General features: G+C 70.8%; 13 protein-coding genes. 9 read left to right on the top strand and 4 right to left on the bottom strand.

Annotation, left to right across the window (positions count from 1 at the left end):
- Positions 1 to 7 precede the first annotated feature (7 nt).
- Positions 8 to 1351 carry a family 43 glycosylhydrolase gene (locus AB0I18_RS08820; RefSeq protein ID WP_363104682.1) on the bottom strand — a complete coding sequence of 448 codons (1344 nt, stop codon included), beginning with the start codon at positions 1349 to 1351 and terminating at the stop codon, positions 8 to 10.
- Between the two features lie 294 nt (positions 1352 to 1645).
- Here AB0I18_RS08820 and AB0I18_RS08815 point away from each other — a divergent pair, with 294 nt between their 5' ends.
- From AB0I18_RS08815 to AB0I18_RS08775, 9 genes are all read left to right on the top strand, one after another.
- Positions 1646 to 2890: an ROK family transcriptional regulator gene (locus AB0I18_RS08815; RefSeq protein WP_363104681.1), complete on the top strand. Its 1245-nt coding sequence runs from the start codon at positions 1646 to 1648 to the stop codon at positions 2888 to 2890.
- Positions 2891 to 2909: 19 nt separating this feature from the next.
- Entirely contained in the window at positions 2910 to 3728 is an 819-nt protein-coding gene (locus tag AB0I18_RS08810; protein ID WP_363104680.1) for an ABC transporter permease, read from the top strand.
- Complete coding sequence (locus AB0I18_RS08805; RefSeq protein ID WP_363104679.1) at positions 3725 to 4504, top strand: ABC transporter ATP-binding protein; 780 nt, start codon at positions 3725 to 3727, stop codon at positions 4502 to 4504. The genes AB0I18_RS08810 and AB0I18_RS08805 overlap by 4 nt, the downstream gene beginning before the upstream one ends.
- Positions 4505 to 4586: 82 nt before the next feature.
- On the top strand, positions 4587 to 5567 hold the full coding sequence (locus tag AB0I18_RS08800; protein ID WP_363104678.1) for an aliphatic sulfonate ABC transporter substrate-binding protein: 981 nt from the start codon (positions 4587 to 4589) through the stop codon (positions 5565 to 5567).
- Positions 5568 to 5716: 149 nt separating this feature from the next.
- Positions 5717 to 7219 (top strand): sulfatase-like hydrolase/transferase, encoded by a 1503-nt coding sequence (locus tag AB0I18_RS08795; protein WP_363104723.1) that lies wholly within the window; start codon positions 5717 to 5719, stop codon positions 7217 to 7219.
- Positions 7216 to 8193 (top strand): formylglycine-generating enzyme family protein, encoded by a 978-nt coding sequence (locus AB0I18_RS08790; RefSeq protein ID WP_363104677.1) that lies wholly within the window; start codon positions 7216 to 7218, stop codon positions 8191 to 8193. Before AB0I18_RS08795 ends, AB0I18_RS08790 begins: the two co-directional genes overlap by 4 nt.
- A 134-nt stretch (positions 8194 to 8327) precedes the next feature.
- Positions 8328 to 9026 (top strand): hypothetical protein, encoded by a 699-nt coding sequence (locus AB0I18_RS08785; protein ID WP_363104676.1) that lies wholly within the window; start codon positions 8328 to 8330, stop codon positions 9024 to 9026.
- Positions 9027 to 9143: 117 nt separating this feature from the next.
- Positions 9144 to 9812, top strand: a complete 669-nt coding sequence (locus AB0I18_RS08780) for a sigma-70 family RNA polymerase sigma factor (RefSeq protein ID WP_363104675.1) — start codon at positions 9144 to 9146, stop codon at positions 9810 to 9812.
- Between the two features lie 303 nt (positions 9813 to 10115).
- Positions 10116 to 10709: a DJ-1/PfpI family protein gene (locus AB0I18_RS08775; protein WP_363104674.1), complete on the top strand. Its 594-nt coding sequence runs from the start codon at positions 10116 to 10118 to the stop codon at positions 10707 to 10709.
- On the opposite strand, the gene AB0I18_RS08770 is transcribed toward AB0I18_RS08775, so the two are convergent.
- From AB0I18_RS08770 to AB0I18_RS08760, 3 genes are all read right to left on the bottom strand, one after another.
- The gene (locus AB0I18_RS08770; protein ID WP_363104673.1) at positions 10702 to 11505 is read right to left on the bottom strand and encodes an ABC transporter ATP-binding protein; all 804 of its coding nucleotides are present in this window, start codon (positions 11503 to 11505) and stop codon (positions 10702 to 10704) included. The two genes, AB0I18_RS08775 and AB0I18_RS08770, sit on opposite strands and share 8 nt — an antisense overlap.
- Entirely contained in the window at positions 11502 to 12467 is a 966-nt protein-coding gene (locus AB0I18_RS08765; RefSeq protein ID WP_363104721.1) for an iron ABC transporter permease, read from the bottom strand. Before AB0I18_RS08765 ends, AB0I18_RS08770 begins: the two co-directional genes overlap by 4 nt.
- A 65-nt stretch (positions 12468 to 12532) precedes the next feature.
- On the bottom strand, positions 12533 to 13561 hold the full coding sequence (locus AB0I18_RS08760) for an ABC transporter substrate-binding protein (RefSeq protein WP_363104672.1): 1029 nt from the start codon (positions 13559 to 13561) through the stop codon (positions 12533 to 12535).
- Positions 13562 to 13608: the final 47 nt, after the last annotated feature.

Genomic DNA, 13608 nt, shown 5'->3' with positions numbered 1-13608 from the left:
CGCGCGGTCAGCTGTCGGCCGGCTGGTTCTGCCTGCGCCGGACGTAGAGGCGGTTGCCCTCGGGGCCCGTCCACTCCAGGCGGACGACACCGGGGACGGCGGCGTCCGCGATGCGGGACGGGTGGGACCAGTATCCGGCGTTCGGATTGCGGAAGAACGTGGCCCACAGGCCCCCCGCGTGGTCTGCGAAGAAGTTGTTGTGGCCCGCGCCCACGCCCGCGGTCCACCGCCGGGAGTACGGGCCCTCGAAGCGGTCGGCGACGGCGACGACCGCGTCGTACTGGTACTGCGTGCGGCCGGTGCCCGGCGGGTCGTAGGCGTGGCGCGTGCTGCCGTCCGGGGCGGCGGACGAGCGGTTCCAGGCGGCGTGGAGCAGGTAGTACCTGCCGCCGTGCCTGAAGACGTACGCGCCTTCGAGGTACGGCTCCGGAGAGTAGGGCGACTGCCGGAACTCCGGGAGGTCCGTGGTGGGGACGATGTCCTCCATGTCGTCCCGGAACCTGGCGAACAGGTTGTTGTGCAGCACGAGCCAGGCGTCCTGGCCCTCGGCGTAGATGCTGCCGTCGATGTGGTGGTACGCGCCGGGCGCGACGAACGACGGCCCGCCGGTGAACGGTTCGCCGAACGGCTTGGCGAGGTTGCCCTTCGCGAGCCGGTACGGGCCCGCGACCCCGCCCTCGCTCACCAGCAGGAACGAGCCGACCTTGCGGGAGTGGTCGCCCATGCACGCGACGATGTACCAGCGGCCGCGGACGTGGTGCACCTCCGGCGCCCACACCTGGCCGCGTCTGCCGAACTCGTCGTCGTGCCAGTACTGCTGCCAGGGGGCGACGACCGTGCGCCCGGGCCGGTTCTCACCCGCGAACTCGGGCGACCACACCTTGCCCCTGGCGGCGCCCGGGCGGATTCCGGTCGTGTCTGCCAGCCGCCACGGTCCGCGCAGCGACCGGGACACCCACACGAAGATGCCGTCGTTCCACGGGGCGGCCACGTCGAGGCCGGGCGCCCGGGTGGTGCCCGTGGCGACGTAGAGCGGACTGCCCCCGACGGTGAAGCAGTTGACGTAGGTGTCCCGCATCCAGACCGTGCCGCGTTCCTCGTCCCGGGGGCGCGGTTCGAGCGGGAGGACGAAGGAGTTGTCGTCGCGCGGCCAGAGGTCGGGGCGGGTGTCGGCGAGGCCGTACGGTTCGGGGTCGGGCCAGTTCGCCGGGTGTGCCGCAGCTTGTGCACGTCGCGTCGCCGGGTCCGCCCGTACGGAGGTCGCGGGCAGCGCCGCCGCCGCTCCCAGGGCGCCGGTACCTGCCAGCAGGGCTCTCCGGCCGATGGGCGGCCGGTTCGTGTCGTCGGGCATCAGCCATGTCCTCCCTCGTCGGGCCGCCCGGGGGACGGCATGACGCACAGGATGCGAACGGCCGCGGGATTTCGTCAACAGCCCGGAAAATTAATCCGGATCGGGTGTGCCGGAGGTGTGGTTTCGGTCGGGACGGCCCCAACTGCCGTGCGTTATCGAAGCGTTACGAGCCGGGTAGCGGCGTAGGTCTTCCAGGTAACCCCAGTTCGGGAGCGCCGAGACCGGCTGCCCCTGGAGGGTGGGCGGGGCGAAGTGATTTCGTCCGACTCATTGACGAAAATAGTCGGCGCTCACATGCTGTCCGGCATGCACCCACACGACGGTCCGCTGACACGGCTCCGGCGCGGCCATGAGCAATCCGTTCTCGAGTTGCTCCGCAAGTACGGTCCGCTGAGCCGCGCCGAGTTGGGCACCCGCAGCGGGCTCTCCCGCACCACGCTCTACGACATCGTCGCCGGCCTCGTGACCAGCGGCGCGGTGGTCGCCGGCACGCCGTACGTCGAGGCGCGCAAGCGGGGGCGCCCGGTGGAGAAGCTCAGCCTCAACCCGGCCGCCGGGGAAGCGGTGGGCATCGACTTCGCGCGCCGCGCCGTGCACGTCGCCGCGGTCAACCTCGCCCACGAAGTGGTCGGTTCGGCCGGCGAGGGGCATGCCGGGGACCTGTCCTGGCCCGAGCGGGTGGACATCGCCGTACGGCTGCTCGACTCGCTGACCACCCGTGCGCCGGGCACGGAGTCGGGGGCCGGCGGCTCAGGGCCGGCACAGGCCGTCCAGCTCGGCGCGCTCCGTGCGATCGGCGTCGGCGTGGTCGGTCCGACCACCGACCCCGGCAGCGAGAGTGCCCACGCGCAGGGCATCGACGGGCTGCCTGACCTGCTGCGCAAGCGGTTCGGGGTGCCGGTGCTGCTCGACAACAACACCCGCCTCGCCGCGCTCGCCGAAGCGGTGTGGGGCGCGGCGGCGGACAGCGGCGACGTTCTCTACCTGCGGCTGTCGCACGGTGTGGGCGGCGGCCTGGTCGTGGGCGGCGCGCTGCACCGGGGCAGACACGGGCTGTCCGGCGAGTTCGGGCACATCACCGTGGACCCGGCCGGCGAGCGGTGCGAGTGCGGCAAGACCGGCTGCCTGGAGACCCTCGCCTCACTCGACGCGGTACTGCGCCGCTACCGGGCGGCGGGCGGCAGCGCGGACAGCCCCGCGCGGTTCCTGGACGCCGCAACGGCGGCCGACCCGCCCGCCCTTGAGGTCCTCGCCCGCGTCGGCGGCGAGGTCGGCGGCGTACTGGCCGCGATCTGTCACGCCGTCGGCCCGGACGTCATCGTCGTCGGCGGCGAGTTGGCGCAGGCCGGCGACGCCCTGCTCGAACCGGTCGAACAGGCCCTGCGGCAGCACCTGATGCCGCTTGCCCGCCACCACGTGGACGTACGGCGCGCCACGCTCGGCGAGGCCGGCAGCGCGCTGGGCGGCATCGCCCTCGTACTCCATGAAAGCCCCCTGCTCACCCATTACCCGCAGCCCGTCTCCGAGGAGGACGCATGAGGCCACCAGTGAGGAACCCATGGCCGTGATCACCCCTCTCGACAAGGCCGCCGCCCCCGCGCAGCGGCAGCAGCAGCAACAACCGCGTCGTACCGTCCGGCCACTGGTCCTGGGCGGCCTGGCGCTCGCGGCGGGTGTCGCCGCCTGGGCCGTCGTGGCCGCCCTCGGACTGGTCGAGAACCTGCCCACGCCGGCGGCGGTGGCGAGCAGGGCGGGCACCATGATCGCCGACGGCACGCTGGCCTCCGACACGTACGCCAGCCTGCGCCGGGTCTTCATCGGCTACGCCCTCGGTGTGGTCGCGGCGGTCCCGGTCGGCTTCCTCATGGGCTGGTACCCGGTGGTGCGCGCCGTGGTCGAGCCGTACATCCAGTTCTTCCGCACCATCCCGCCGCTCGCACTGATCCCGCTGGCCGTGGTGCTGCTCGGTATCGGCGAGGTGCCGAAGATCGCCGTGATCTGTCTGGCCTCGTTCATGGCCTGCGTCGTGGCCTCCTTCCAGGGAGTCGTCGACGTGGACAGGACGCTGATCAACGCCGCCCGGGTGCTGGGCGCTTCGGACCGCGTCATCTTCGCCAAGGTGGTCGTGCCGGCGTCCACGCCGTTCATCCTCGTCGGCATGCGGATCGGCCTCGGCGCGTCCTGGGCCACCGTGGTAGCCGCCGAACTCATCGGTGCGCAGGAGGGGTTGGGCTACCGGATGCAGAAGGCGGCGACCTGGTTCGACATGGACGCGATCTTCGTATCACTGATCACCATCGGAGTGCTCGGGCTCGTCATGGACCGGCTGCTGCTGCTGGCCGAGCGACGCCTCACCGGCTGGCAGGAGCGACGATGAACAGCAGGATCAGTTTCCGTGGCGTGGTGAAGACCTTCCCGCTGAAGGGGGCCACCTTCACGGCACTCGGCGGAGTGGACCTGGACATCGCGGACCAGGAGTTCGTCACCGTCGTGGGCCCGTCCGGCTGCGGCAAGTCCACGCTGCTGAGCATGGCCGCGGGACTTCAGGAGCCCGACTCGGGCAGCGTCCTGGTCGACGGGAAGCCGGTGTCGGGTCCCGGCCCCGACCGGGGGGTGATCTTCCAGCAGTACGCACTGTTCCCCTGGCTGACCGTGCGGCAGAACGTGGAGTTCGGGCTCAGACTCGCCTCCGTACCCGCCGACGAGCGCAGGCGGCGCGCGAACGAGGCCATCGGCCTCGTCGGACTCGGCAAGTTCGCCGACGCCCTGCCCAAGACGCTGTCCGGCGGCATGAAGCAGCGCTGCGCCATCGCCCGCGCGTATGCGGTGGACCCTCAAGTGCTGTTGATGGACGAGCCGTTCGGTGCTCTCGACGCGCTGACCCGGGTGCAGTTGCAGGACCAGCTCCTTGCGACCTGGAGCCAGGAGAAGCGGACCGTGCTGTTCATCACCCATGACGTGGACGAGGCCGTCTACCTGGCCAACCGTGTCGTCGTCATGGCGGCCGGCCCCGGGCGCATCCACCGCGTCATCGATGTGGACCTGCCCTATCCGCGTACGGAGGAGATCCGGCTGTCCCCGGAGTTCCGCCACATCCGCAACGAAGTCTGGACGTCCGTCTACCACCAGGACGAAGCCGCCTCGGCCGCGTAACCGCCCGACGGCTTTCCGCCACCCACCCTCGTACAGCCTCGTACTGCACCGCACCGCACCGCACCGAGAGGATCCATCCACCATGTCCCGAAGCACGGTCAGGCACGCCCTCACGGCACTACCCGCCGCATTCGTACTGTCGCTGTCGGTGAGTGCCTGCGGGAGCGGCTCCGGCGACGACTCCACGGTCAGGTTCGGCTACATCGGTGACTACAACGGGGCCAGTCTGCTGGCGGTCGCCGAGGAGCAAGGGCTGTGGAAGAAGGCCGGGCTGACCGTGGAGGCGAAGGCGTTCAACAACGGCCCGGTGCAGATCCAGGCGCTCGGTGCCGGTGACCTCGACTACGGCTACATCGGTCCGGGGGCGATGTGGCTGCCCGCGTCCGGCCAGTCCAAGATCATCGCCATCAACACGCTCACGTACGCGGACCGGGTCATAGGCCAGCCGGGGATGGAGTCGATGAAGGACCTCAAGGGCAAGAAGATCGGCGTACCCGAGGGCACTTCCGGCGACATGATCCTCAACATGGCGCTGGAGGAGGCCGGGATGACCGACAAGGACATCGCCAAGGTCAACATGGATCCGTCCACGATCGTCTCCGCCTTCTCCTCCGGGCAGATCGACGGCGCCGGTTTCTTCTATCCGGCCATCGACACCATCAAGAAGAAGGTGCCGGACCTGGTGGAGGTCGCCGGCACCGAGGACACCGGGGATTCCTTCCCCACCGCGTTCGTCGCAGGCAACAAGGTGCCGGAAGAGAAGAACAGCAAGGTGGTCGAGGTGCTGCGCCAGGCCAACGACTGGCGCCGGGCACACCCCGAGGAGACCATCGCGCTCACCGCGAAGCTGCTGGAGGTCTCCGAGGCCCAGACGAAGGCCGACGCCTCCCACGTCCGCACCCTCTCCACCGCGGACCTGGTCGCCAAGTCGAAGAGCGGTGAAGTGGACAAGTGGCTCAGGTCACTTGGCGACTTCTTCGTACGCAACAAGCAGCTGGACGAGAACCCCGATCCGGGCGAGTACTACGCGGGCGACCTCTACGAGAAGGCGCAGGGCGAGTAGGAGAGGGCGGAAGCATCCTCCGGGGCCGCGGCCCTGCCGCTCGCCGGGCGATGCGACACGTCCGAACGACACGTCCGAACGACACGTCCGAACGACACGTCCGTTCGACACGTCCGTACGACTCGAAAGGCACCGCCGTGCGCCACAACATGCTCTTCCTCATGACCGACCAGCACCGCGTCGACACCCTCGGCGCCTACGGCAACCCGCACGTGCGCACCCCCAACCTGGACCGCCTCGCGGCGCAGGGCACCCGCTTCGACAGCTGCTACACGCCGACCGCCATCTGCACTCCGGCCCGGGCCAGCCTGCTGACCGGCGCGGCACCCTTCCGGCACAAGCTGCTCGCCAACTACGAGCGCAACGTGGGGTACTTGGAGGACCTGGCCGACGGCCAGTTCACGTTCGCCGAGCAACTGCGCGGCGAGGGGTACAACCTGGGCCTCCTCGGCAAGTGGCACGGCGGTGTCCGGCGCACCGCCGCCGACTACGGCTTCCAGGGCCCGGACCTGGCCGGCTGGCACAACCCCGTCGATCACCCCGACTACCTGGCCCACCTCAAGGAGAACGGCCTTCCCGAGTACGCCATCAGCGACCGGATGCGCGGCACGACCCCCAACGGCAGCCCCGGCAACCTCCTGGCGGCCCGCCTGCACCAGCCCGTCGAGGCCACCTTCGAGTACTACCTGGCCACCCGCACCATCGAGATGCTGCACCGCTTCGCCGGAAGCGAGCGGGCGGGGGAGGGCGCCCCGTTCTTCCTGGCCACCCACTTCTTCGGCCCGCACCTGCCGTACATCCTCCCCGACGAGTACTTCGACCTGTACGACCCGGACCTGGTGGAGCTGCCCGCCTCCGTCGGCGAGACCTTCGCGGGCAAGCCACCGGTGCAGCGCAACTACAGCAAGCTGTGGGCGTTCGACACCATGCCGATCGAGGACAGCCGCAAACTCATCGCCGTCTACTGGGGATACGTCACGCTCATCGACGAGCAGATCGGCCGCATCCTCGACGCGGTACGGGAGTTGGGCCTGGACGAGCGAACCGCGGTGTGCTTCACCGCCGACCACGGCGAGTTCACCGGCGCCCACCGGCTGCACGACAAGGGCCCAGCCATGTACGAGGACATCTACCGCATCCCCGGGCTGCTGCGGGTGCCGGGCGCCGTACCCGGCCAGGTGCGCGAGGAGTTCGTCTCCCTCACCGACTACACGGCGACCATCCTGGAACTCGCCGGCAGCGACCCCGCCCCGGCCGTCGACAGCCGCAGCCTGCTGCCCCTCGCCCGCGGCGAACGGCCCGCCTGGGACGAGCACCACCTGGCCGAGTACCACGGCCACCACTTCCCGTACCCGCAGCGCATGCTGCGCACCCGGCGCCACAAGCTGGTCGTCAACCCTGAGTCGCACAACGAGCTGTACGACCTGCGGACCGACCCGCACGAGCTCCTCAACCGCTACGAGCACCCCGAACTCCGGTCCGTACGCACACAGTTGACGCACCGCCTGTACCGCCTGCTACGGGACCGCGGCGACAACTTCTTCCACTGGATGACACCCATGTACGACGTGCCGACCGACCACGACACCACCCTGTCGTCGTTCGAGAGGGACGAGAGGGACGAGAGGGAGAAGGCCGGCGGTACGCGATGAGCGGCCCACCGGGCGCAGGCCGGGCCCGGCCCTCCTGCTGCGCCCCCTCCCGCGCCGGCGCCGATGCCGCCGGTGCGGGGCCGGACGACCTCGCGCTCATGCCGCCGCCCGCCGCCCGCACCCGGCCGCCCGGCCACGACACCCGCGTCGCCCTGCCCGGCGGAACCTTCCGTATGGGCACCGAGGACGCGGACGCGAACCCCGGCGATCGGGAGGGCCCCGTCCGCGAGGTGGCCGTGGACGCGTTCGCCATCGAGGCCCACGCCGTCACCACCGCCCGCTTCGCGGCCTTCGTCGCGGACACCGGGCACCGCACCGAGGCCGAGCGCCATGGCTGGAGCTTCGTCTTCGCCCGGTTCCTGCCGGGCGAGTTGAGACGCGTCTCCCCGCGCCCCGACGCCACCCCGTGGTGGTGCGGAGTCCGGGGAGCCACCTGGCGGACCCCGGAGGGACCCGGCAGCGGCCTCGAAGGCCGCTGGGACCATCCCGTCACCCACGTCGGCTGGTCCGACGCCAAGGCGTTCGCCGAGTGGGCCGGCGGCCGGCTGCCCACCGAGACCGAATGGGAGTACGCCGCCCGTGGCGGCCTCGACCAGGCCCGCTACCCGTGGGGCGACGAACTCACCCCCGACGGCGAGCACCGCTGCAACATCTGGCAGGGCACCTTCCCCACCAGGAACACCGCAGAGGACGGCTACTCCGGCACCGCGCCCGTCCACGCCTTCCCGCCGAACGGCTACGGCCTCCACAACGTCGCCGGAAACGTGTGGGAGTGGTGCGCCGACCCGTGGGACCCCAAGTCCCCGGAGCTGCGCGTCATGCGAGGCGGCTCGTACCTGTGCCACGACTCGTACTGCAACCGCTACCGCGTCGCCGCCCGCACGGCCAACACCGCCGACAGCACGACGGGCAACCTCGGCTTCCGGGTCGCCTACTCCACCTCCACTCACTTCGCCCCGACACACCACTATTAGTCGGCCCGAATACGCGTCGAGTTCCGGCTCATTGCTGTGTTCTGGATTACGCGTCCCGAATTGAGCCCGCGGCCGGGTCGATTTCCGTACCCCACCATGACGAGCGAATCTCGAATGCAAGGATGAGGCCCGTCATGACTGCTGGGTGGTGTTCTCGCACGCTTCGGGCCGCGGTGTTCGCGGCCGTCTGTGTGCTGCTCGCCGCCCTGGGGCACGTGATGATGTCCGGCAGCGGGGTGCCCTGGTGGTCCTTGGCCGCCGGAGCGGCGGCGACCGGTGCCGTGGGCTGGTGCCTCGCCGGCCGGGAGCGCGGACTCACGCTGATCGTGTCCGTCGTGGTCGCCGTACAGACGGCCCTGCATTCGGGGTTCGCCCTGGCGCAGTCCCACGCGTACCCGGCGGCTTCGACGGCTTCGACGGCTTCGGCGCCCGGGGGCATGGCCTCGACGGACACGGGTTCCGTGGGCCACGACATGGGCTCCATGCCGATGAACGCCGCGCACACGGACTCCATGCACATGGACTCCGTACACATGGATCACCTCGGTCACGCCATGGGCGGTACGTCGTCGTTCGGCATGCTCTGCGCCCACCTGCTGGCCGCGTTGTTGTGCGGCCTGTGGCTCGCGCAGGGGGAGCGGGCCGCCTTCCGCATCCTGCGGGCCGTGGCCGGCCGGCTGGCCGCACCGCTGCGGCTGCTGCTCGCCCTGCCCACGCCACCGCACCGTCCGCGCGTCCGGGTACGCCGCCGCTCGGAACGGGCGCCGCGGCGACTCCTGCTCGTCCACGCGATCACTTCTCGGGGGCCACCGGTGGGGACCGCTGTCGCCTGACGACAGCCGGTGATCCCGAGGCCGCCCATGTGCGCCTCGGGCCTCGGCCGTACGCGCTCGTACGGCCGGTAGCCCACTCGCCGGACCGCCCCGCCCACGCGCGGGCCCGGATCCCGGATGACCCGAGAAGGACACCAGGTGACCATTCCTGTCCTGCCCACCTCGCCCGAGAATACGACGTCGACCGACGACTCGATAACGGCCTGGGCACTCGCCGCCCGTGGTGGCGACCCGGACGCCGTCGAGCGTTTCGTACGGGCCCTGCACCGCGACGTCGTACGCTACGTCGCCCATCTCGCCGCCGACCCCCAGGCGGCCGACGACCTGGCCCAGGACACGTTCCTGCGAGCCCTCGGCAGCCTGCACCGATTCGAGGGGCGCTGTTCCGCCCGTACCTGGCTGCTGTCCATCGCGCGCCGCGCGGTGATCGACAGCTTCCGGCACGCGGCCGCCCGCCCGCGGCTGTCCGACGAACAGGACTGGCAGCTGGCGGTCGAGCACGCCCAGCCGCACGACCTGCCCGGCTTCGACGACGGCATCGCCCTCCTCGACCTGCTGGCCGCGCTGCCCGACGAACGCCGTGAGGCATTCACCCTCACCCAACTCCTGGGCCTGCCGTACACGGAGGCGGCCGCGGTGAGCGACTGCCCGGTGGGGACGGTCCGTTCCCGCGTGGCCCGCGCCCGCGTGACCCTCATGGGCATGCTGGCCGAGGCCGAGGAGCACTGCCCGGAGCCGGCCGGCCGGGAGCACTCGGCCGCGACCCCGGCCGCCGTGGCCGCGTGACACGAGGGGCCGGCGCCCGCCGGACACGCGAGCACCGGCCTCCCTCGATGTGAGCAGTCCGGGCGGGCAGGCGCACTTCGCCGAACTGCGGGTTCGCGATGCCCAGAGCCCCGCGTTGCGCGACGTGCAGCACCTGATCCGCTCCCGTCCAGCCTGCGTGTTCTGCGGGTCTCGCCCCTTGAGTACCGGAACCGGTTTTCCTGGCATCGGACCGGTATTCCCGACACCGAACCGGGCGACGGCCATCCGCCCGCCCGTGAACCGATCCCCCCGCGGACAGAGAGAGTTGGTGAGCCCGGCAGCATGGATTCTTCGCTGACCATCGGCGTCTACGTATTCGAGGATGCCGAAGAGCTTGACGTCGTCGGCCCGTGGGAGGTCCTCGGGTTCTGGGCCGCGCACGTGGCGGAGTTCCCCGTCCGGCTGCTGGCGGTCGGCCGGGAGGAAGGGGTGGTGCGCTGTTCCAAGGGGCTCGGTCTCGTTGTCGACCGGAGTCTCGCCACGGCTCCCGCGCTCGATCTGCTGGTGCATCCGGGCGGTGACGGGACGCGTCCCCTGGCGAAGGACGGTGCGCACCTGGACCGGCTGCGGGAACTGCACCGTCAGGGGACCGTGTTGGCGAGCGTGTGCACCGGCTCTCTGGTACTGGCGGCGGCGGGCCTGCTGAAGGGGCGGCCGGCCACCACGCACTGGAACTACGCCGAGCGGCTCGCGAAGATCGACGGCACGGTCGACGTGCGCGCGGACGAGCGGTACGTCGACGACGGGGACATCGTCACCAGCGCGGGCGTGTCCGCCGGTATCGACATGGCTCTCCACCTGGTGGCCCGTCTCGACAGCCCGGAGGCGGCGGCCGAGGTCCGTAGGTCCATCCAGTACGACCGGCCCGTCAGCTGACGGCTTCCTCCGGCAGCAGGTCCAGGGCAAGGGGCTTGGCCCCGTAGGTGACACGTACGACACCGTCGGGATGGCGGTCGGCCGTGGCGGTCACGCCGAAGACATCGCGCAGCAGGCCGGGGGTCAGGACGTCCAGGACGGGGCCCGCCGCGACCACTTCGCCGTGCTGGAGCGCGACGAGGTGGTCGCACAGGCGGGCCGCCAGGTCGAGGTCGTGGAGGACCGCGAGGGTGGTGATGCCGGTGGAGCGGATCAGGTCGAGCAGTTCGAAGCGGGCGCGGATGTCGAGGTGGTTGGTCAGCTCGTCGAGGACGAGGAGCCTGGGCCGCTGGGCGAGGGCGCGGGCGAGCAGCACGCGCTGACGCTCGCCGCCGGACAGCGAGGTGAAGTCGCGGTCGGCCAGCGGGCGGGCGCCGCACTGGTCGAGGGCCTCCTCGACGGCTTCGTGGTCGTCGGCGCCGTCGCGGCCGAGGAGGCCGTGGTGCGGGGTGCGGCCGAGAGCGACGATCTCGGTGACGCACAGTCCGGTCGGACCGCCGCCCGACTCCTGGAGCACGGCGGCGGTGCGACGGGCGGCACTGCGGGGGGACAGGGCCCATACGTCGTCGCCGTCGACGCGCACCACACCGCGTTGCGGGCGCAGGGAGCGGTAGATGGTCCGCAGCAGTGTGGACTTGCCGCTGCCGTTGGGGCCGACGAGGCCGACGATGTCGCCCGGCTGCGCCTCCAGGGCGACGTCGTGCAGGATCGGGTGGCGGTCGAGGGTGATGTGGAGCTGTTCCACGGTGAGTTTCATGCGGTGTCCAGGCTCTTGTTGCGGCGGAGCAGCCAGAGGAAGAAGGGCGCGCCGAACAGGGCGGTGAGGATGCCGAGGGGCAGTTCGTTGGGGCGGTTGACGGTGCGCGAGAGCAGGTCGACGACGACCAGGTAGATGGCGCCGACCAGGGCGGACTGGGGGAGCAGCCGGCGGTGGTCGGCGCCGGTGGCGAGGCGCACCAGGTGGGGGATCATCAGGCCGACGAAGCCGATCCCGCCGGCGACGGCGATGACCGTGCCGGTGAGCAGCGAGGCCAGTACCAGCAGCAGGGCTCGCAGCCGGTGCACATCGACGCCGAGAGCGGTGGCGGACTCGTCGCCGGCGAGCAGCGCGTTCAGCTGCCGTCCGAAGAGCGACAGGACCACGGTGGTGGTGAGGACGACGATGCTGACGATGGTCAGCTGGCCCCATTTCGCTCCGGCGACGCTGCCCAGCATCCAGAACATCACGGTGCGCAGTTCGGTGGGCGTGGCCTGCAGTTGGAGGTAGCTGGTGGCCGCCAGGAAGAGGTAGCCCACGGCGACCCCGGAAAGGACCAGCCGGGTGGGGGCGAGCCGTCCTCCGCGCTGTCCGAGGAGGAAGACCAGGACCACCGCGCCGCCGGCGCCGAGGAACGCCGCCGAGGACACTCCGAGCCCGCCGAGGGCGCCGCTGGTGAGGGTGATGACGAGGACGGCGCCGAGGGAGGCGCCGGAGGAGACGCCCAGTACGTACGGGTCGGCGAGCGGGTTGGCCACGACGGCCTGCAGGACCACTCCGGAGACTGCCAGGCCCGCGCCGACCAGTGCGGCCAGGACGACGCGCGGAGTGCGGAAGTTCCAGACGATCTGGTCCAGGGCCGGGTCGGCGGTCGCGCCGCCGCCCCCCAGGTGGCGGAGAACGATCTGCCATACGTCGCGCAGCGGCACGTTGACGGAGCCGATGCTGATCGCCACCATCATGACGACGGCGAGCACGACCAGCAGGGCCACCAGCACCAGCGTGGGGTTCAGCCGTTTCGGGCGCTTCAGAACGCGTCGGGGTGCAGCATCCTGGCGATCTTGTCCACGGCCAGGTCGTTGCTGGGGCCGAGGTAGATCGAGTCGGACAGAACGGTGTAACGCTTGTTCTTCGCGGCCGGCCACTGGGGGAACTCCTTGAGCAGTTCGCGGGCGTACGCCGCGGGGTTGGGGTCGTTGTAGCTGATGACCACGAGGGCGTCGACGGGCTCGGCGGCGACCTTCTCCTTGCTGAGGTCGGCGAAGGAGGTCTTGGAGGCGGCGGAGAAGGCGTTGCTGCCGCCGGCCCTGGTGAGGATGTCGTTCCAGATTCCGTTGGCCGCGATGGAGCTGAAGTCGTTGCCGCCCATCGACATGTTGGAGAACACCACCATGACGTTGGGCGCCTTCTCGCCCTTGACCTTGGCCGATACGTCGCTGATCTTCTTCTGGGAGGCCGCGATGAGCTTCTCGGCACGGTCGCTGACGTGGAAGATCTTTCCCAGGTCGCGCAGCAGTTGGTAGCTGTCGGCGACGGTCATCCGGGAGGTGTCCTGGTCGCAGCCCTGGGGGGAGATGTAGCTGTTGGCGCCGACGGCCTTGAGGTCGTCGCGGGTCGCGAAGCCGTTCTTCGAGTCGAAGCCGTAGGACGTGGTGGACAGGACGAGGTCGGGGCTCAGGCCCAGCATCGCCTCGCGGGGGATGTCGTAGGCGTCGTTGAGTTCGATGTCCCCGGTGGGCAGCGCCTTGATGGCCTTGGCGCGGCCGGTGACCTCGGACATTCCGTACGACTGCCCGTTGGCGACGATGCGGTCGCCGAGACCGAGTGCCAGCAGCGCGGAGACCTCGGCGACGGAGGCACCGTTCATGACGACCACCCGGCTCGGCGCTTTGGTGTACGTGGTGGTCTGCCCGCAGTTCTTGATGCTCACGGGGTAGCCGGGGGCGTTCGCCTCCGCGGCGGTCTCGGCCGTCGGGGAGGACGAGGCTCCGCAGGCCGCGGTGGCCAGACAGAGCGCTCCGGCCAGGACCACGGCAACGGGCCGTTTCGTCAGCATGCGGGCTCCTTGAGGGTAGGGCGGACTCCGCTCAGGTAGTCGGCGCG

It is taken from the genome of Streptomyces sp. NPDC050704 (genome assembly GCF_040654355.1).
Lineage (GTDB): Bacteria > Actinomycetota > Actinomycetes > Streptomycetales > Streptomycetaceae > Streptomyces.
This window is presented reverse-complemented; position numbering and strand designations above follow the sequence as displayed.